General features: G+C 36.0%; 11 protein-coding genes. 7 read left to right on the forward strand and 4 right to left on the reverse strand.

What is annotated here, in order from left to right; translation table 11 throughout:
• Positions 1 to 69 precede the first annotated feature (69 nt).
• The 3 genes from PL77_RS12685 (at position 70) to PL77_RS12695 (ending at position 7,284) form a co-directional block, all read left to right on the forward strand.
• A complete protein-coding gene (locus tag PL77_RS12685) occupies positions 70 to 639 on the forward strand; it encodes an AraC family transcriptional regulator (protein ID WP_044205694.1) in 570 nt (189 codons plus the stop codon).
• Positions 640 to 892: 253 nt separating this feature from the next.
• A complete protein-coding gene (locus tag PL77_RS12690) occupies positions 893 to 1,453 on the forward strand; it encodes a hypothetical protein (RefSeq protein ID WP_044205698.1) in 561 nt (186 codons plus the stop codon).
• A gap of 392 nt (positions 1,454 to 1,845) precedes the next feature.
• A complete protein-coding gene (locus PL77_RS12695) occupies positions 1,846 to 7,284 on the forward strand; it encodes a PKD domain-containing protein (protein WP_172665848.1) in 5,439 nt (1,812 codons plus the stop codon).
• A gap of 611 nt (positions 7,285 to 7,895) precedes the next feature.
• Here the strand turns inward: PL77_RS12695 and PL77_RS12700 are convergent.
• Positions 7,896 to 9,401 carry a sulfatase-like hydrolase/transferase gene (locus PL77_RS12700; RefSeq protein ID WP_044205703.1) on the reverse strand — a complete coding sequence of 502 codons (1,506 nt, stop codon included), beginning with the start codon at positions 9,399 to 9,401 and terminating at the stop codon, positions 7,896 to 7,898.
• Positions 9,402 to 9,675: 274 nt separating this feature from the next.
• Here PL77_RS12700 and PL77_RS12705 point away from each other — a divergent pair, with 274 nt between their 5' ends.
• The gene (locus tag PL77_RS12705) at positions 9,676 to 12,474 is read left to right on the forward strand and encodes a PQQ-binding-like beta-propeller repeat protein (protein ID WP_172665849.1); all 2,799 of its coding nucleotides are present in this window, start codon (positions 9,676 to 9,678) and stop codon (positions 12,472 to 12,474) included.
• A gap of 309 nt (positions 12,475 to 12,783) precedes the next feature.
• Here PL77_RS12705 and PL77_RS12710 read toward each other — a convergent pair whose 3' ends face one another.
• The 3 genes from PL77_RS12710 to PL77_RS12720 are packed head-to-tail and all read right to left on the reverse strand — an operon-like array spanning position 12,784 to position 14,964.
• Positions 12,784 to 13,695 carry an AraC family transcriptional regulator gene (locus PL77_RS12710; protein WP_044205753.1) on the reverse strand — a complete coding sequence of 304 codons (912 nt, stop codon included), beginning with the start codon at positions 13,693 to 13,695 and terminating at the stop codon, positions 12,784 to 12,786.
• Between the two features lies 1 nt (position 13,696).
• On the reverse strand, positions 13,697 to 14,032 hold the full coding sequence (locus tag PL77_RS12715) for a hypothetical protein (RefSeq protein ID WP_156152351.1): 336 nt from the start codon (positions 14,030 to 14,032) through the stop codon (positions 13,697 to 13,699).
• A gap of 17 nt (positions 14,033 to 14,049) precedes the next feature.
• A complete protein-coding gene (locus PL77_RS12720; RefSeq protein ID WP_044205710.1) occupies positions 14,050 to 14,964 on the reverse strand; it encodes an oxidoreductase in 915 nt (304 codons plus the stop codon).
• 609 nt (positions 14,965 to 15,573) lie between these two features.
• Here PL77_RS12720 and PL77_RS12725 point away from each other — a divergent pair.
• From PL77_RS12725 to PL77_RS12735, 3 genes are all read left to right on the forward strand, one after another.
• Complete coding sequence (locus PL77_RS12725; RefSeq protein WP_044205713.1) at positions 15,574 to 16,023, forward strand: hypothetical protein; 450 nt, start codon at positions 15,574 to 15,576, stop codon at positions 16,021 to 16,023.
• Positions 16,024 to 16,478: 455 nt separating this feature from the next.
• On the forward strand, positions 16,479 to 18,971 hold the full coding sequence (locus PL77_RS12730; protein ID WP_044205716.1) for a hypothetical protein: 2,493 nt from the start codon (positions 16,479 to 16,481) through the stop codon (positions 18,969 to 18,971).
• A 371-nt stretch (positions 18,972 to 19,342) separates the two neighbouring features.
• Positions 19,343 to 21,235 (forward strand): glycoside hydrolase family 36 protein, encoded by a 1,893-nt coding sequence (locus PL77_RS12735; protein ID WP_052444369.1) that lies wholly within the window; start codon positions 19,343 to 19,345, stop codon positions 21,233 to 21,235.
• Positions 21,236 to 21,323: the final 88 nt, after the last annotated feature.

Here is a 21,323-nt window from a genome sequence, read left to right on the forward strand (position 1 = left end):
TTGCACTGCCCTACAACAAATTAAATGATGCAAATAAAACCATGAAATAACAGTATAAACCAACTAGCTATGAAGAAAAATGAATTATTAAAATTGGGTTTTAAATCTTTTATTCTCCTTCTCTTATCTGCTACAATTATTGAATCCATTTATATTATTAATGTAGAAAATAGAGAAGATTATATCTACAACATTTACTTGATTGTATTGCAGCTTTTGATTCTAATTTCATTGATGACCTATCTTTTCTTTTATAGAAAAGTGAAAGAAGAGAAAGCATCGATTCAAGAAAGAACGCAACAAAAAGAAGATGATTTGATTTTGAAAATTGATGAAATCATACAATCAAAACTCTCAGATTCAGAATTTAATGTTGTTGAAATCGAAAAAGCAATTGGTGTCAGTAGACCGGTGCTTTTAAACCGTTTCAAAAGAGTAAAAGGCACAACACTAGTCAATTACATTAAAAAAGAAAGACTCAAAAAAGCAGAAGAGCTTTTGTTATCATCATCAGACAACATCTCTGAAATAGCCTATAAAGTGGGCTTCTCAGATCCAAAATATTTCAGCAAAGTATTCCGTCAGGATAAGGAGTTAACACCCACGGAATACCGAAGACAAAAACAATTCATCGAATAGATTTTTTAGTAGCAAAATTTTCATTTCATGTTGATAGGGGTATGTAGTTTACATATCTCTATTTTTTTGGAATAAACTACAGGCAAAACCTCTGGGAATTAAGTGTTAAAGAGCTCATAAGTTTCATTAAATTCAATACGATTTATTATAAACTAAACTTGAATAGTTAGATGAGATAACTAACTTGGACGGAATGAACTATTAAATAGTAAATAAAATGATATTATTCATGAATTCAAACTAAACAACAAACATGAAAAAACTAAGCTTAAATGATGGCAATCAAAATGAATTAATTTATTATTCTGATTGTAAGAAAGGTATTATAGACAGATGTTTGAACGATAATAATTGGGATAATTATGACATAGATGATAATCCATACACAAGACTAATTGATTTGATTGATGATCATTCCAATGCTCCAAATTCGTTTACAGGGTTTCAAGATTTTGAAGATTATTGGTTGAAATTGAATCGATGTCAAAAAATAATATGGTTATTTGGGATGTTAAATGTATATGTGAATTCAGTAATTATTGATGAATTCTTTTATAATTTCAAACCTTTTATTTTTGCTGTCATTGAGATATTAGGAGAATTAGGTCTTACCGATGAATTAGAGGCTTATCGAGAAGAACTTTATTATTTTATAGAGGATAGTGAAGATAAAGAGTTAATATCCTTCTTAGATACTCTGAAACAAAATATAGTTGAGAGTAATATAGGGTTGTTAGATGAAAGAAACATGAAGAAGACCCATATTCAACTTTTCAAATATGTATCAGATCATAAACAACTCTTTTTCAAGTAATAAGGTATTATATTCAGTAATTTTTATGGTGGTTCGTGAGCCACAAGGCATTGTGGCTCTTCAAGGTGATACATTTTCAAATTAGCAGTTTCGTTTCTTGAAAGCATATCCTCTGTAGAGACGCAATGCTTTGCGTCTCACGAACCACAACACGTGACAATTGTATCTAATCTTGCTTAAACTGAGTACTTAATAGACTCAAAATATAGGGCTGTCAAACCCATGACCTGCTAAACATTAAAACACCTACTTTTAAACATCAAGGAGTCAAAAACAATAAGGTGTAAATATTTAAACCTCCCCCAATCCCTTAAAAAATTACACTTTATAAGTGTTGAAAATACAGACTTTTGAATAGAATTTTTAACTAACGTATTACTATGAAGTCTGAAATGAATAAGATGTTACGCATCTTGAAATGGTTAACGCTAACCCTTTCACTTTATGGGGTAAGTACCGCTTTGGTACAAGCCCAAAACACAAACAATACTGAATCATCCGGAATAAGTTGCTCTTCTAATGATCACTGTCCTCCGGGCTATGTGTGTGAAGGTTGGCCGACTTATGAATGTGTTCCTGATGGATCGGGGGGAGATAACGGTGGTGACATTGGTGAAAACCCAGATCTACCAATTCAAGGGGCGAATAAAATTGGTATTTTATGGACCTCGTGGGATGTTTCTCATTTTACAAACTATTCAACGTACATTGATAATATGGATAGTTGGGGTATTGAATATGTTTCTATTAACCCTACTTATTTTGTCAACACCTACGAAGAGGGAATTATTACACAGTGGGAAGGAGCAGAGAAAACACCTAGTATTGCATTGCAAAAATCGGTAATCAAGGAGCTTTTAAGCAGAGATTACTATATCAACTATAGACCGCATATTGACCCGATCAAGTATGCGATGCCGATGGGAGCTACGAGAGATAATTGGAGCACCGTTCCTGGAGGTCAAGATTGGAGAGGTAAGTTTGATCAATTTGATCCGGTAGACCCGACAATTGGCTATCGTGAATTGGTCATTTTGCCAGGGCTTCAAATGCTAGCAGAAGCTATCCGAGAAACAGGAGCACCGACAATGCCCATCCGATTTGATTTAGGGGCTGAATTAATGGATGCCATGTTGAATTATCCTAATGAATGGATACAACTTCGTGATGAAGTAGAAGGATTATTAGCAACAACCTACAGCGATGTTGCACAACATATCACATTGAGCCACAACTTCTGTCATCATATCGAACTCTTATTGAGTATTCCAGAACACCAAGACTTCTTTGAGAGAATAGAGCCTAGTCAGCAATTGAATCCTGAAGCACAGTTCTTAGATAGAGCCGGTGTAACCAATGAAGACAGAGCGGCAATTGGTAGATATATCGCAGGGTTAGATGAAATGACAATATCTCAATATATGCCATTGGATATCTTCGCTCAAGAGGGGGCAATGACTACTCCCGATCAGGTAAAACAAGCCTTATTGTGGCACGAGGATAACTTTATCAATGAAGTATTGATTGGTGCGCTTGGTATTGCACCACAAGATATTCCGGTTTTACATATTGGTGAATATGGTATGGGCTGGAGAGGTTTGGCTGCTCCTAACGTTTGGGATGCTGATGCGTGGGTTGATGCCGGAGCAGGTCAGTATATTTTAAATGATACAGAACAAATGACGGATGCGGCCATCGCTATTGATGGTATTGTAAAGTATGTTGCGGATGATTCTGAAACGAAATTCAATTCTTTTCTATTGTGGTTTGGTGGTGCACCTTACGATGTGATTGGAATTAATGAACATTCTGAGTGGTATAATGCCACTGCTGCGGACGCTTTATCAACGTACTGGAATACACATGATGGTGCACCTGCTACATTACTTCCACCATTTGAAGGCCCTATTGATGTTCCCGTGGCTAAAGCGGGGTCGAATCAGACCGTTATCGATGAAGATGGAAATGGTGTAGAGACCATTACACTTGACGGTAGTGCAAGCACAGATGATGTTGCAATAACTTCCTATGCTTGGTCAGATGGAAATAGCGTAATTTCTACTGATGCGATCGTAACATTTGAACTTGATTTAGGTACTTATACATTTACTTTAACGGTAAGTGATGCAGACGGAAATACTGATACTGACGAGGTAGTCATTGTAGTAAGGGAGTCACTACCTAATCAAAACCCTGTAGCAATAAGCACTTCACCGAAGGTAACAGATGCTGATAATAATGGTGTGAAAGTATTGACTTTAGATGCATCTGAAAGCACCGACGATGGAACTATTGTAGCTTATGTATGGTCAATAGATGGCGTTGAAATTGGTACAGGAGTGACTATTAATCATGAATTTGCAGTAGGGACTCATACCGTTGAGTTGACGGTAACAGATGATGAAGGTGCGACAGGTACCACTACAGCAACGGTTATTGTAAATCCATTTAATGCGAGTCGAATGGACCGAATTCTTGTAGGTAATCAGTCTCTTTTCTTATCCGGTGGTAACTTAGCGTGGTATAATTTTGCCAATGACTTTGGTGAGAAAACGACCAACTTGGCCTACTACGAACAAGCGATTTCTGATTTTGCAACAAGAGGAGGTAACTCCATGAGACTTTGGGTGCACATCAATGGAGCAAATAATCCTGAATTAGACGCTAGTGGATATACTTCTGGACTTGAGCCTTCAATGATTCAAGATTTAAGAGATGTATTGGATATTGCTTACGATCACAATGTTGTTTTAAACTTATGTTTATGGTCTTTTGATATGCTAAATACAAGAGATTATCCTTTAGAAGTATCTCAAAGAGCGAAAAAACTATTGGAGGAAGAAAGTAATATTGATGCCTATATCAACAATGCTCTGATTCCAATGGTCAATGGATTGAAAGATCATGAGGCTTTACTATCATGGGAAATTTTCAATGAGCCGGAAGGCATGAGTAATGAATTTGGCTGGGACTTTACAGACCATGTGGCAATGGCAACCATCCAACGCTTTATCAATAGACTTTCAGGAGCGATCCATAGAGAAGATCCTAGTGCCAAGGTCACCAATGGTGCATGGTCATTCAAAGCCAATTCTGATATTTTCTCAGGAGTAGAGAAAAACTATTATTCAGATATAGAATTGATTGCTGCGGGAGGAGATTCATTGGGTATTTTGGATTACTACCAAGTCCATTATTACAGTTGGGCAGGTACTACTTACTCTCCCTTTGTCCATCCAGCATCTCATTGGGAATTAGACAAACCATTGGTCATTGGTGAGTTTTATGTAGAAGATCAGCCAGGTCCAGTGGCAGAAGAAGATTTATTTAAAATTCTTTATGACAATGGCTATGCAGGAGCCTGGGGCTGGCAGTACAGAACCTATGATGACGGTGACAACACAGATGAAATTCATAGAGATGCCATGCTAGCCGGTATTAAAACAATTGACGGTTATCCTGATATCGCTATTGATCCGAATAGAAATCACAAACCTGTTATTGTCGGTACGATCAATAGCTTCAGAATAGATAAAAATGCAGCAACATTGGCAGGGTATTCAGACCTGAATACGGTTTTTAATGATCCAGAAGGAACAGCCTTGAATTTTACAGTAGAAACATCGCCGGCAAATGTAGTGCTTCCATCGGTCAACAATGGAATGTTATCATTGGCATTTGCAAATGATGCCACCGGAGAGGTGAAGGTAACAGTAACAGCGACAGATTCAGGTTCCCCTGCTTCATCAAGATCCTATGATTTTATTGTCAGTGTCAACGAACCTGGAACGGGCAACTTAGCACTGTATCAGCCTGTCTCAGCATCTTCAGTAGAAGAAGGAGCCAATACTGCTGAAAGTGTAAATGATGGTAATCAATTGACAAGATGGTCAAGTTTATATGAGGATCCAAGCTGGATTGCGGTAGCCTTTGATCAGGAATATTCTGTCAATGAGGTGAGATTGTATTGGGAAGGTTCGTACAGTTCGCAATACGAAATTCAGGTATCACAAGACGGTGCATCATGGAATACCGTTTATACCAACAATGCAGGAATAGGAGGAGAAGATATTATCACTTTCCCTGCTGTAAATGCAAGACATATCAGAATGTTCGGTCTTCAAAGAGCATTAGAATGGGGACATTCCATTTATGAATTTGAAGTGTATGGCGATGTTCCAAAATCTATTGCAGCGAATGCTGGCCCAGACCAATTCTTGAATGACAATGACGGAGACGGTATAGAAATCGTAACATTGGATGGAACAGGATCAACGGATAGTGAGCAAACCATTGTAGCTTACGAATGGACAGAAAATGGTGTAAGCATTGCTTCAGGTGTTACTGAAAATGTAGCACTATCGGTAGGAGAACACTTGATTACTTTAACAGTCACGAACGACCAAGGTATCAGTAGTTCAGATAATATGAAAGTGACGATCTTGCCAGCAGGATGTCTTTCAGACGCAACTCCTCTAGCTTCGAATTGGTCATTAGGAAATGAGTGGTCGGATCAAAACAATGGTTCAGGTTTATCCAATGCAGGAGGAGCGTTAGTATTAAGCCATAGAATGTGGGGAAAAACGGATATATGGATGATGCAAACAGGCGTTCCTTTGACCATTACTCAAGGTGAAGCAGTCAGCTTATCTTTTGACTTCAACTCGGCTAACTCACCTGCAGTCACGGCTATGAGTGTAGCATTAATTTCATCTTTCGATAACGAAGGTCCAGTAGATATAATACAGTCAGGTATTAACGTAACAGGTCCATTTGAAACAGGATTCAATACTTACAATGTTGACTTCACAGCAGCAGCAACTTTGAATAATGCGTACCTAGCCTTTTATTTGGAATTCGCTTCCCAACCAAATCAAGTGGTCACCTATGCTTTGAAGAATCTAACAGTTTGCACAGGCACAGCGAGCGAAAATACACCTCCAATAGCGAATGCAGGTATAGACCAACAATTGACAGACAGTGATCAAGATGGATTGGAAACAGTAGTTTTAGATGGTACAGCAAGTACTGATGCAGAAGGTGCTATCACTTCTTACCGTTGGATGTTAGAGGGAGTAGAGATAGCGACAGGCAGCAACCCAACAGTAGAATTGTCAGTAGGAACCCACCAGATCACATTAATTGTAACAGATGCCGATGGCTTATCTGCCACTGATGAAGTAACGGTTGTTGTAGAAGATGTACCGTTTGAAGAAGGTATTCTTGAAGCTGAAAATGCAGCCTTGACTTCAGTAACTGTAGAAACCGATGCAACAGCCAGTGAAGGTGCTTATGTTCACATGCAAGGAGAAGGTACAATCACTTGGACCTTCAATGCATCAACAGCCGGAACCCAAACCATTAAGATCGCTTATTTCTTACCTCATAGTAATAAAAACCAGTATGTAGATGTCAATGGAACTTCCTTAGGAAGCATCTTATTTGATGGACCTACAAACACATGGTTAGAAAAATCGATCGATGTTGAAGTGATTGCAGGGAGTAATACCGTGACAATTCGTAAGCATTGGGGGTACATGTATTTTGATTACATAAGTACTGGCACTGTTACAAGTTCCAACTCTAGAGCAGTGACTCAAAATACAATACCTACACTTGACGAAGTGACAATCTATCCAAATCCGGCATCAACAGCAATTACAGTAGATGCAGAAGCATTCGAGTCATTAACGATCTATGACTTGAAAGGTATTGCCTTGATCAACTCTAATGATCCAACGGTTCAGATTGGTGCATTGGGTTCTGGTATCTATTTGGTCAGAGTAAGTACTGCAAATGGAGTGAAGAGCCTAAGATTGAGTGTAAGATAATTTTAAAGAGATGATTTTGAATGCGGGGTGAAAGCCTCGTGTTCTTTTTCAGCTAGAAATTGATAAAAAGCAGCTCATTCTTTTCATACTGAAGTAATAATTTGGTGGGAGCGAATGAAATAAGGGTGAATTTGAAAAAGGATTATACTAATATAAGTATCATAAAAGTGAATTATAGTGACACTTTTTTGACAAAACACTTTATCAAAAAATTAGAACCCTTTCAATGATCAAATTTCTCTTTTTGGAAAGCTCACGGTATTTGTCGTGGGCTTTCAATTTATATCAGATATCGGTGATGATTTTTATCTAAAAAACACATAATCATGCTGCTATAAAATTATTACAAATTGAAAGATTAAGGATAAATAATCGTATCATGATCACTTACATTTGTAATGTAATAATTTAGAAAAGAAGGTTAATTAGACAGTTTTATCACCTCTTCTAGACGGCATATTAGAAGAAAGAATTTATTTCAAAAAAGGTTAAAAATACTTTTAGTAGTTAATAAGTAAATACTATCATTTCATAGAAAGTTAAAGCATAGATTCACGTGAACCTATGCTTTTTTGTTTTATGATCTAGTATTAAGTCAGAGCACTAATTTTCTAAAGAATATTACTTCGTATTTGAAGATTTACTTTCTCAGTATTGACAATATCATCTTTCGTACGAGTCCCATAATCAAGGAGTTTAGAGGATAATTCGGAAATAATATTTCTGTATTTTGGATCATCAAATAAATTGATAGTTTCTGCTGGATCTCTTTCCAAATCAAAGAACCAAGGTTTTTTCTGCTGTGCATCAAAAATCAATTTATATTGATCAGTGACAGCAGCCACCCACCCATCAATTCGTACAAAAGTAATATTTTCAAAAGTAGATACATTTTGACCTTTAAGTAGGCTACTGAAATCTTTCCCTTCGGTACTAGCAGGGTTGAAGTTTTTACGCTTCACATTCATAAGTGACAAGAAAGTATCCATCCAATCTGCTGTATTAAGAGCATGGTTGACAACTGTATTTTCTTTGATGGCCTTAGGATAGCGAATTAAGAATGGAATTTTAGTAGAGCTTTCATATGGAGTCCCTTTATTTTCGTGTCCTAATTCACCTAACATATCACCATGATCAGAGGTGAATACAATAATGGTGTTATCCAATAAAGCGGTTTCTTCTAGTTTCTGAAATATTTTCCCAATGTTATCATCAATACATTTGACCATACCATGATATTGAGCGATATGTTTGATGAGTTTTGTAGAATCATATCCTATTTTGAAACGTTGCTTTTTTGTAACCCAGCCAGGGTATTCTTCATTTCGTAAGGCGGAAGTAGAATAGGTCTCTGGCAGTTTGATATCTTTTGTCGAGTACATCTTATTATAAGGAGCTCTTACAAGATTTGGGGTATGTGGATCTGGTAAACTGAGTACACACATGAAGGGACCCTTTTGATGATTTTCAATAAATTCTAAAGTTCTGTTCGTTAACCAGTCAGTGGTGTAAGTTTCTTCATCAGCAGTTTTGATGGCAACAGCAGCTTTATCTGTTGGGATGAAGGGTTGGTGGTCTCCATCAAAATCGAGTTTTTTCCAATGTCCTCTGTTAAACATGTACTTGTATTCAGAAAATCCGTGGTAAACTGGGTCCGGTTGCCACCCCGGTTTCGCATCGTCTTTAGCAAGGTGCCATTTACCAATATATCCAGTGACATAACCCTCGTTATTGAGCACTTTTGCGATAGTGTTGGCCTTTTTATTAATACCTTTCCCGTTTTTTGTTACACCTGTAGTTTGAGGATAATTTCCTGTAAACATTGAAGCTCTTGAAGGAGCACATGAAGGTGTAGCACAGTACATACCATTTAGAATAGCTCCTTCATGACCAATTCTATTGATATGCGGAGTATCAAAGCCAGGAATTTCACCCCAAGGATTGGCCATTTCTTTCAACCCTTTTTTTATCAGCTGTTCTTTATAGGCGCCGATTGTTCTAAAATTATGTTCATCCGTGATGATCAGAATGAGGTTTGGTTTTTCTTGTGCGATCCCCCAGTTTTTAATACATAATATAAATACCAATGAGAGGATGGTCTTAAAATTTAGTTTCATATAAGTAATCTTTCATTAAAAATTTCATCTCAATTTAGAATACCCATCAAAATAAACTGTACCTCTCCGTTTATATAGCGTATACCGATATCAATACTATAGCTTATGCTATAAGCTCATCGTTAGAAAGGAAAGAAAAATAGTAGCCATTTAGAATTTCCACTTATTTATTGCAACTTCAATTGTATTCGTAATGACAATAAAAATATCGAGACGCACACATTGACAAATAATTATTACAATTTTAGTGACTACAAACCAAATGAAAAGATTAATGAATTACTTATACAAAAGACTACTTTTTAGCTCTCTTTTGATGTGCTTAATTTTTCCATCAAATGCAGGCAGTATAACAAGTATTGAGACAGGTTATACTATTACGTTGGTAAGAACAGCTGTCATCAAAAGCAAAACTCATATTGTTGCTAATTCCTATGAAGGGACTGTCATGTTATACACTTTTGAAGGAAAGCAGAAATGGAAGAATAAACTTTCGGGTTTTGCAAATCATGATGTGTGGTGTGGGGATTTGAACAATGATGGGAATGACGAAATTTTGGCAGCAAATGCAGATGGTTACCTGTACTGTCTGGATGAAAAAGGAAAGTTGAAATGGAAATTTCGATCTGGTGAAACACCATTAATTAGTGTGACCGTTGTTGATGGTACTAGTGGCCGCTTTATTGCAACAGGCGGAATGGATAAAAATGTATATTATCTCAGTACAAAAGGGGAGAAGTTGAAAACTATTTCTGCATATGATTATTCGATTCAGAAAGGATGGGGGAATAATGGAAAAAGGTACCCCCAAGAGAAAGTTCATACCACGAATTTCTTAAGAAAAGCACAATTTGGAAACGAAGAAATACTGATTCATGCTGGTGCTATTAATCAGAATTCCACATCAGGAGCCCTTTATTTCTTTAAAGCAAATGAAGTAACACCATTTAAATCGATCATTTTAAAATCGAAAAGCCCTATTGGGGATTTAAAAGTTGAAGATGTTGACGGTGATGGTTATGATGAAATTTACATGGGTTCTTCGGGCATGATTAAGAATTCATTTGTGCAGAAGGTTGATTTAAAAGACTTTTCAAAAAGGATTTTCCATTTTAAAAACAATAAACTTACTCGTAAATCTAAAAATGGATACAGAGTCCCTCAAACCGTGAGTATTGGAGAAGGAAAGGAAAAAAAGATGTTGAGTCTGTTTGGTGAAAGGCTATTACTTTACGGAACTGACTTTACAGGTGAAGAGGTTGAGATGGTCGTTGGTCATTATTCGTTTAATGATTTTTGGAAAGATCCTCAGACCAATCAATTGCTTTTAGCAAGTGCACAAAGTGGAGGAAGTTGTATTCATATTATTCAACTAGATCACAAGTCTTGGAAAAAAGATTTTGCCAATTTAGTGCCTAAAGGAAAGATCCGTAAGATATTAGACAATACAGCAAATTTTAGGAACGCAATACAAACTTTTGAGTCTTCAAAATGGGATGGAAAAGGGGAAGATGTGTATTTTCTGACTGAAAAAGTAAACGATGGAAATGAGGAGGTAATCCAAAGAATAAAGCAAACTGAGGCTTCGCCCTATTTCTTCAATAGCAAACACTTACCACATGTTGAAAATTGGGACCGTTCTGGTTTTGGAAATGATTTTTATGAAAAGCGTAGAGATCGAAGAAAAAAGTATACTAAAACACAAGAACAGATGCTCAATGATATTCTACCATTATATAAGGGAGCGAAAGGAATAGCGTATTGGGGAGGCCATGGCAACGACCCTATGATGATCAGTTTAGCAACAGAAAAAAAGATTATTGATGCAGGCGGGAAGCAAAAGAAAACGGTAATGATTTTCCCTGAACTAGAACATTATACCTCCGATTTTGAATACACACTTCAGCATTTTCTATATCCATTGGCAGAGTATTCACAAGGTAAAAATGCCAATATTTATGTGAGAACAAAACATACTTTTTGGCAGGGAATCGTTTATTTGAAAATGTGGGACAAGTTGTTGTCAGGTGAATATGCTGATGTTTTTGTACCATCAATGGAAGAAACGACAGATAAAATGATGGACTTGAGTGTGGCAGGTAAATTGGGAATCTGGGCTAGTGGTGCCACTGACAGTTGGGGGATCAGAGGAGCTAGAGATAATGCAAGTTACTTCAGACTAAGACAACATTCTCATCAGATGCTTCCTAATCATTTTTTAAGAAACTTGGTGTATGCGATGGCAAGTGGAGCACAGTATGTCAATAATTACGCTGTAGATCAACAATATCTTAGTTTGCTTTATGAAATGATAGAAAAAGGCGTTTTATACGTTCCTAAAAAGTCGCAGTTGGTAAGTATCAATCCTGTCCACCTCAGTATGAAAGAGCCCGATAAAGACTATTTAGATGAAGGAAATAATTTAAAATGGACTACATTTTACGATGAGGAGTATGAAAAAGCAAACCCCAAAGTATTTTCACGAATGAACGGAACGTGGCCTGCAGCTCCGGTAAAATCATATGATTTTTCCACTTACGCATCTGGAAATAAAGAAAGAAGATTAGATTTTATGCCCAAATATCACAACGGCATTGTGCTAATCACTCCTGTACAAGAAGGTGTTTTCGCAGATAAATCAGCACCTAGAGGAAATTTGGAAGATCACTTACACCCCATGTACAAAGGACTGTTGAAGGAATATATCACCGATGGTAAAAACTATCTTTCTTCAGATGGATCATCAGTTTACCCCGCCAATAGCGACTATTATAAAGAAATTGAAAAATCAATTCAAGAAGGGGCAAAATCATTACCAATTAGAATAAAAAGTGGCGAAGTAGCTTGGGTGGCTGTTCAAACCTCTCCGGGGCATATTCGTCTCACTCTCATTGACAATGGATATCTTAACCCTGATGATAGAGTAGCAAAAGTGATTTTACAGAGAGAAGTAAAAGAGATAAAGGACATTGTGAGTAATCAAACTTTGAAAGCACACGGTGACGTATTGGAAGTAACTATTCCATGTGGGCTTTTCAGGTTTATTGATATATCTTTGGAAAAGGAGTTATAGTCAATGATTCCCATTTTGTAAACTAAGTTTCCGATTATTTCTAGTTTTTAGAAATTAGGAGGTTTTAGATGATATACAGGGCACGAATGATACTTTTACTTAACATTCGTGCCTATTTATATCATTTAAGTAACTGTTCAAAACTACCTATAGCTTAAATGCATTTGAATTAAACTCAGGTTTCGTTAAAATTTTTCGTCTTAGCTATGGCTAGGACTGTAATTTTTACCTCACCTGAGATCATTCTACATTGATAAACTATATTTAATTATGATCAGCTACTTACTTACGACATTGTAAATATGATCTTCAATTCAAGTCCACTCTAAATTGCTTAGGTGTTTTTCCTGTTTTGTTTTTAAATAAACGGCTGAAATATTGAGGATATTCAAATCCAAGGTGAAAGGCAATCTCAGATATACTTTTGTCTGTATTGACAAGGTCTGTTTTTGCTTTCTCAATCACAAAAAGATGAATATGATCTTGGGCAGTACTTCCCGTTTCTTTCTGTAAAAGATCACTCAAATAACTATCTGATAATGATAATTTTTCTGCAAAATAGCTCACTTTTGGTAATCCATTTTCAAGTACAATTTTAGATTGAAAATACTCTTTTAAAAGCTTTTTGAAACGGCTTAAAATAGAGGTGTTCTGTTGCTTTCTTGTGAGAAATTGGCGGCCATAAAAACGCCTGATATAATGTAATAAAAGCTCAATACTCGATACTAAAACATCTCTGCTGTACTCGTCGATATTTGATTCATATTCTTCAACAATTTTTTCAAGAATATTATTGAGCGTTGCTTTTTCTTTATCGGATAGGTGAAGCGCCTCTTTAGTTTCGTAAGAAAAGAAACTGTAATCTCCAATCTTATCGTGTAATCCGTAGCCCAATATTAAATCGGGATGGAAATAAAGTGCCCAACCTTCTAATTCCCCTTTTTCTGAAACTTCATCTACTTCTATAATCTGATTTGGAGCGACACCAAATAGATATCCTTCCGAAAAGTCAAAATATTCCCTTCCATATCTAAAAGGGTGAGCCACTTTTGTCTTTAAAGTAATGGCATAAAATGGAGTGCCAATTTTCAAGTACAACATTTCCTTTGTAATAGCGACTTCGGAGAGATCAATCACTGAAATTAAAGGATGATTGGGCTTTTTATAACCAAATGATTCATGAAGCTCCGAGATACTATTTATTTTATAAAAGGAATTCATCTTAATTGTATTTTTTGAAAATCCACCACCCAGCATAAATGAATACGAATTGGAATATCAGTCGGATCGTTGTAATTGGTTGAGGTCCCACTACAGGATCATCTCTAAACATATCCCAAATATGAAGAGGAAGAAAAGCCACCATTAAACCCATAAATGCTATTCCGCCCCATTTTTTATAGCTTGGAATGAGAAGTAAAACCGCGGTTATAAATTCAGTGATGGCTGCTAATATATTGGCCAATTCAACGGAGATAAAACTCGGAATCATGGGGGCATAAAACTCCGGAATGAGTAAATGAGCGACCGCACTGATGAGTAAGACGATAGCTAACATGAGAGGAAGTGATTTTTTCATACTTTGATACTAAAATCGGTTTGTGTCAATTGTTCACTAAGTTCCCAAAGTCGTTGGTTAGTGTTATCGTCTTTGACCAACGTGTTGGGTTCATTAAGCACTGGGTAACCACGGAAGTTGCCCATTTTTGCTGGACCATAGTATTCTCCACCTTTAACTTTAGGATCTGTAGCAGCACGTAATGTTGGTAATATGCCCATTTCTACTTTTTGTGCCATAAAGAAGTTCATTATTCTTCCTTGTAATCCCATGTGTTGCTGCAAATTGGTAGCCGTATATCCGGGGTGTGCCATGACACAAGTTATTGAACTCTTTTGTTTTTTCAAACGTCTGTCAAGTTCAGCAGCAAAAAGCATATTGGCCAACTTGCTTTGGGAATAACTAGCCATTTTGTCGTATGATTTTTCAAACTGAAGGTCTTCCCAATAGATAGCAGCTTTATTCATTTTTGCCACGAGGCTACTCAAAACAACGATCCGAGATTGAGGTGTACTTTCGAGTAGTTCTAGCAGTTCATAAGTTAATACGAAATGCCCTAAATGATTGGTGCCAAATTGTACTTCAAATCCTTGCTTGGTTTCATCTCGTTTCACGGGCATCATTACACCGGCATTATTAATGAGGACGTTCAGTTGCTGGTATTTTTGCTTAAAAGCATTTGCAAAAGTTCTCACTTGATGAAGGTCCGCCAAGTCCAATTGCATTAATTCAACATCAGCATTCGGTACTTCCCTTTTTAGTGTTGCCATGGCTTTGTGTCCTTTTTGAAGGTCCCTAGCTGTCATGATGACTTTTGCTCCTTTCTGTGCCAATACTTTAGAGGTCCCATAACCTAAACCACTGTTAGCCCCTGTTACAAGAAAAGTCTTTCCTTTTTGAGATGCGATGTTGTCTACTGTCCAATTACTCATGATATAATGTTTTATTGTTTAATACAAAAGTAGTGGGACGGAAGGGCGAAGTACTTATACGTTTTTCGGAAGTTTGTATACTTTTTCAGGAAGGCTCATAGCTGAAGTTCTATAAAATATTTCATACTAAGTATACATCTACAACTATAACCTTGAGGAGTATTATATAAAAAATCAAAAAATAATTCACCTTAAAAATGGGTAATTTTCAATACTTTTTACTTTGAAAATGTTATATATTGACCTTTTAAAACATATTTAAAGCTTTGTTTTTTGAGGTAATTGTAAGGATGTGTGATAAAATCGTAAACTTAAATGAAAAGGTTTACTTATCACTTTATGAGTTACATATGTGTTACCTTTTGAGTGTTTTTTATAATGTTAGATTTAAAGGGGAGTATTTGTAAATATTCAATTACTATCAAAATGGAGTAAAGAAAACAGTATTAAAATTCCCTAAGCGTTGAAAATACACTATAAGTTAAATTATGATTTTTTTTATTAAAACGCTTAGCAAAGAAAAATGAGTTTATTAGCATTGCAGTGAAAACCAATTAGACAACACATGATTCGTCTATTTTTTTATCTAACCTAATTAATAATTAAAGTATGAAAAACTTAGCCAATTTATTTAGTTTATTGTTTATCGTGACAATGACATTTTCTTGTTCTTCAAAAGATGAAGAAAACCCCAACATTGATCAAGTTTTTGTGAGAACTTCCGAAGCGACAGATGGAAAAACTTCTGAAGTACTGATTCAAAAAACAGCATCAGGAATTGGAACTATTGAAAAACGTTGGAAAGAAGTAGCTGTTAATGATGAGGGAGATACCCTAAGTATCGGTCATTATCACTTATTGGGTGACTTTGATAGTGTATCTATTTTCCAAGCAGGAGTAACGGATTACCATGTTACAACCCACACGTTAAGAGAGAGTATTGTAACATTACCAGACCTTACACCAGAAGAAAAAGAAACTAAAGGTGATAGTAGAGTAGAAACGCTAAACTGGTTATGGGAAGATATTAATTCATTTAGCCTTCCAGACCTTTATTAATCATTCAAAAAGTGAAAGGATAGCCCACAAATATCAATTGTGGGTTTTTTTTGATTAAAAAATTACCTTCAAACATAACTATCCTATTTATCTCATTGAGAAGAAAATATTGCCCCCTTTCAATTGGCACACTTTAAACGAAGTTTTCATTCACTTTCAGTCGGTCTTTTTTCAAGGTTTTCTAGGATTGATTTTCATACCTCCTTCATTTTTATTCTACCCCAAAAAGTATTGTTGTAGTGACAAGAAACCTCATTTGCAGTGTGTTAAAGGAGTTGTTTTTAAATACAATTAATCTTTATATTGCATTCAAATAAATGAACCTCTTTGTCCCCAAGTATCTTTCCGTTAGTAGAAATAAAGTAGATAGTATATCCCTCTTGTGAATAGATCTGCTTTAGAACAACAATTTTTTAATACTAATTTTTAGAATACTTATTCATAATTAAGAAAAGATGAAAAATAAATTAGAACTACTTCTACTGATATCCGCCTTTATATTTGGGTTTAATGTACATGGACAGGATATATCTACTCAAGAAAAACCAAAAAAACTAGAGGTTCCTTCTGAAGATTTTGTCTTCAAAACAGATCGATATAATCTTACACTAAACAAGGACGGTAAGTTTACTTCTCTTGTAAAAGCGGATGGACAAGAAATACTGAATGCAGATCGTACTAAGAATTTTTTCTTGAATATCCCTGTAAAAGGTGAAGTAGCGTTTACAAAACTTTTTAAAAAAGGTGATGATTTTGTATTTGGTACTGAAGATGAGAAGTTTTACGCTACTTTTAGTATTCAAGCAAAGCCTACTTATGTAGTATTCACATTGAAAGATTTTTATGGTGATCTTCCAGTTGGAACAGAGTTAGAATTTTTGATTGTGTCATCCACTGAAATCAAAGGTCTTCCTTTAGATTATGCTGGTATTGAGAAAAGTAAAGGAGCAATAATGAATTTCCATGTTGTCTTTGAACATCTATGGGAAAGATATAAAGGGAATTCATTAGGAGGTTTCATTTTGTATTATAAATCATCACCAGAAGCAGAGGATGAAAGTATTATTCGAGCTTGGGGTGAAGAGAACATGCCTCATCCTGTAGTGGAAGGAGAATGGAACTATGAAAGAGCAAAAAAATGGTTAGCAGATTGGCAGTTAATGTTTACCGATCAATCCGTAATGTACATTGCACCACAAACACTTGATGAGTTACCATTTTATGAGCGTTATTTAGAAATGACGGGTGTGACTACAATTAATCTATTTACGAACATATGGCATGGAGGCTTCTGGCCAAAAGATACACCTAACTGGGCCGTAAATGGTATTTTTGGAAATCAGGAAAACTTACGAAAATTTTCGCTAGAACAAAGAAAGAAAGGCCGTAGTATTAACCTTCACTATGTGAGTGGTGGTATTGGTGTAAAAGACCCAATCTATGCAAAACCAAATTTATCAGATGAATTGGCCTCTTGGGTGGATGGAACCTTAGAAGAAGGAATTTTTGAGGAAAGCAAAGTGATTTCCTTTAAGCCCAGTCAATCGTGGTATAAAATGCCAAAAGACTTTACGTCCAAGAAGCAGTTAGTAGGTTTTGTAACGGAACCTTCACGTCCTTTTATGAAGTTTGACTACTTGAAAATCGATCATGAACTCATTAAAGTTTCTAAGGTAGAGGAAGGAGAGAACGGAAATTGGAAGTTTTACATAAAGAATAGACAAGCCAAATCAACTGAAAAAGCAGACCATAAAAAAGGTGCACAAGTAAAAGGTATTGTGATGCCTTACAACATGGTGTTTGTACCAGACAACAATTCTGAACTATTTAAAACTATAGCCACCAATTATGCAGCATTATTAAATGATTGTCAGGTTTCAAATGCACTATTTGATGGGGCTGAAATTCATGATTATGATGGGAAATGGGGTTTTAGAAAATTTGCCCAAATCGTATATGAGCACTTAGATCACCCAGTTGTAACACGTACTTCATATGGTAAAGAGCCAGATGCTGGTTTTATTGAGTATAGATTAAATCAAACGAAAAAGTTTTTGACTTCACCTGTAGGAGATCATAACCACGCTAGAGCATCACTTCGTTTGGAGAGAAATAGCCGTACCCACAAGAGTGAATTAAGAGGTGCCTCTAATCTCTTAGCAGCTCACTTTATGTTGAGTACACAAGCGGCTTACAATGGTAGAAACTTCTCTATTTTGAGACCTGATCCAATGTTTGGCATTACATTAGAAAAGTTAGATGCTTATGGTAGAACGGATGAACTCTTATCTCTTCTTCCTAAATGGAAAGATGCTAGTCGTAAATTAACGCAAGAGCAAAGAGAAAAAATGTTGGCGACGCATGAATCATATAAACATAGGTTAGCTTCTAAGATAGGATTTGAATTGAGGGAGACAGAAACGGAGTATTTAATTTATCCGATTCAGATGATGAGACAATCTAAAGATGCAATCAAAGAAGATTTGAAAAAAGATCCTCCCATCCAACTATTCCATATGAAGCAGGAAGATGGAATGTTTACGCCAAAAGCGAACTTATTCTTTGGAGAAACGAAATACATGAAGAATAAATATGAGACACAAGCTCCTCAATTTATCATTAGAGTTATGATGGGTGAAGGTGAGTTAGTAGATCCATCAATTCAGATTGGAAAGTCAAAAATCACGGTCAAATCATCGCTTCAGTTACAAGCAAAGGCAACGCAATACATAGAGTACAGAGGTGGAGATAAGGCGAATGTTTATGACAAAAACTGGAATTTAAAAGAAGTGGCAGAAGTGAAAATAAAGGGAACATTTGAAGCTGTAAAAGGAGAAAATACAGTAACACTTTCTTCTGGTAACCACGCCAATGTAAAAGCTGAATTATTATTATTCACTGAGGGAGAACCAATCAAAGTAGCGAAAAGTGCTCCATTAGTGTGGTAATATTACAAGCAGTTTAGCAATCGGCTGAATATACTATATTCTATTCATTTTAATCAAAATCTTTTCATTTTCATTGGAATGATATAAATAAGCAAAAGAAAGATTGATATCAGATGCTTTATTAATAAAAGTGTAAATTTTTGAAAGATATAGAATTCTTTTTTGTGCGAAATTGCCTTCAGTAAAAAGATCAACATGTGAAAGTGATCAGAGAGAATCGATTTTTGATTTTCGCAGAAACAATAATGATGAAATGAAATTGAAAAGAACATTATTTAATAAGGGTGATATGAGAACATCATTCCTGTTTCATGTCATAAAACTCTCTGATTTTTTTATCAAAACAACAAGCAATAATTAAAAGTATACTTATGAAGTTGAAAAATTTTTTATTATCAGCTATTACTATTTTTTTAGTATGGGGTTGTGGTAATACAAAACTAGAGGGAGACCAAAAGTTTGCGATTAACAACTCAGCCAAAGCTAAATTGTTCAGAGAGAGATTAGAAAAATCTCCTTCAGTATTAGATGATAAAGACGGTAATGTGATTCCGTCTAGTGACTACAAATTATCAAGAAAGTGGGAAGGAAACATTTGTAAAACGGTTTTAACCAATACGAGTGACAAAGTAATTAACCCTAAAGAAGTTATCATTTTCACCTTAGAGGAGCATGGTATCAACCCTGACTCTCCAGTGTATGGTGAAGGTTTTCAGATGTTGCACCAAAACGGAGGTACGTTAGGAAAGCACGAAAACAGAGGTTCTAACTCGGATAAAGGTCACTATAGAATGAAGGAATTGAGAGATATTCCTACTGTTTATGGTCTATTGAACATCAATGTAGATGAGGAAGAAAACTTTATGTTAGGTTTTACTTCTTGTAAAAAATTCATTGGTCGTATTGCTTATGACCAAAATCAAATGTTGATCGCTGTTGATGCTGAAGGTTTAGCATTAGCACCAGGCGAAAGCTGGAACCTAGAAGACTTTATCTTTATTGATGGTGAAAACCAAGGTGATTTATACGATGAAATGTCGGATGAAATTGTAAAGAATCACCCTGCAATGAAGAGTGAAAAAATGCCTATTGGATGGTGTTCATGGTATTGCTACAAAGAGGATATCACGGATGAAATCATGATGAAAAATCTGGATATCTTTGCGAAGAAAGTTCCTGAAATGGAATACATTCAATTAGACGATGGTTACCAACCGTATATGGGTGATTGGTTAGATCCAAACCCTGCTTATGGTGACGTGAGAAAAACAATCGACGGTATCGCTGCAAAAGGTTTCAAACCTGCAATTTGGGTAGCACCATTTATTGCTCAAAAAGAATCAAGAGTTTTCAAAGAACACCCAGAGTGGTTCGTAAAAGGAAAAGATGGTCAACCATTGAACTCAAGCACTGTTACATTTGGAGGTTGGAGAGAAGGACCTTGGTACTGTTTAGACGGTACCCACCCAGAAGTACAAGCACATTTAACACATGTGATCAAAACGATGCGTGAAGAGTGGGGAGTAAATTATTTCAAATTAGATGCTAACTATTGGGGAGCTATCCAAGATGGAGCTTTCTACGACAAATCAGCGACTCGTATTGAGGCTTACAGAAGAGGTATGGAAGCGATCTTAAAAGGATGTGATGACCAATCTGTAGTATTAGGATGTAATGCTCCAATTTGGCCTTCATTAGGTTTAGTAACTGCACAGCGTACATCTGCAGATATCAACAGAAAGTGGTCTAACTTCAGAAAGTTAGCGATCCAAAACTTAAGCCGTTGCTGGCAAAACGAAAAGGTTTGGGATGCTGACCCTGACTGCATCGTACAAACTGCTGATAGCCCATTCGGCGGTAATCCAAAAGAGATTACAAAAGATGAGTGGTTCTTCCACTTAACATCTATCCATGCCGTAGGTGGTTTCTCATTAGGCAGTGATAAAGCAGAGTTAATGACTGACGAGGATTTCAAAATCTTAAAGAAATTATTAAAACCAACAGGTAAAGGTGCCAAGTTCAAAAACTCTAAATTAGAAGTGGGTGTTACTGATCTTGGTGATACACAATACTACTATGTATTCAACTGGACTGAAGAACCAATTGATATGAATGTAGAATTGATCAAAGGTGCGAAATTAACTGATTTCTGGACAGATAAAGAAATTGGTGAGTTTGAAGAAAAGTACACTGTGAAACAATTAGCTCCTCATGCTGCTAAATTATTAATGGCAACAAAGGTGGACAGCCAATTAGGAAAATAGTGTATTTCCTCAAATGATAAAGAAACAGATTGAATAATTTGTGATATTGGATTTTTGCCCTGGTACTCGTTGTGAGTGCTAGGGCATT

Origin of the sequence: Flammeovirga sp. OC4, assembly GCF_000812565.1 — a bacterium.
Lineage (GTDB): Bacteria > Bacteroidota > Bacteroidia > Cytophagales > Flammeovirgaceae > Flammeovirga.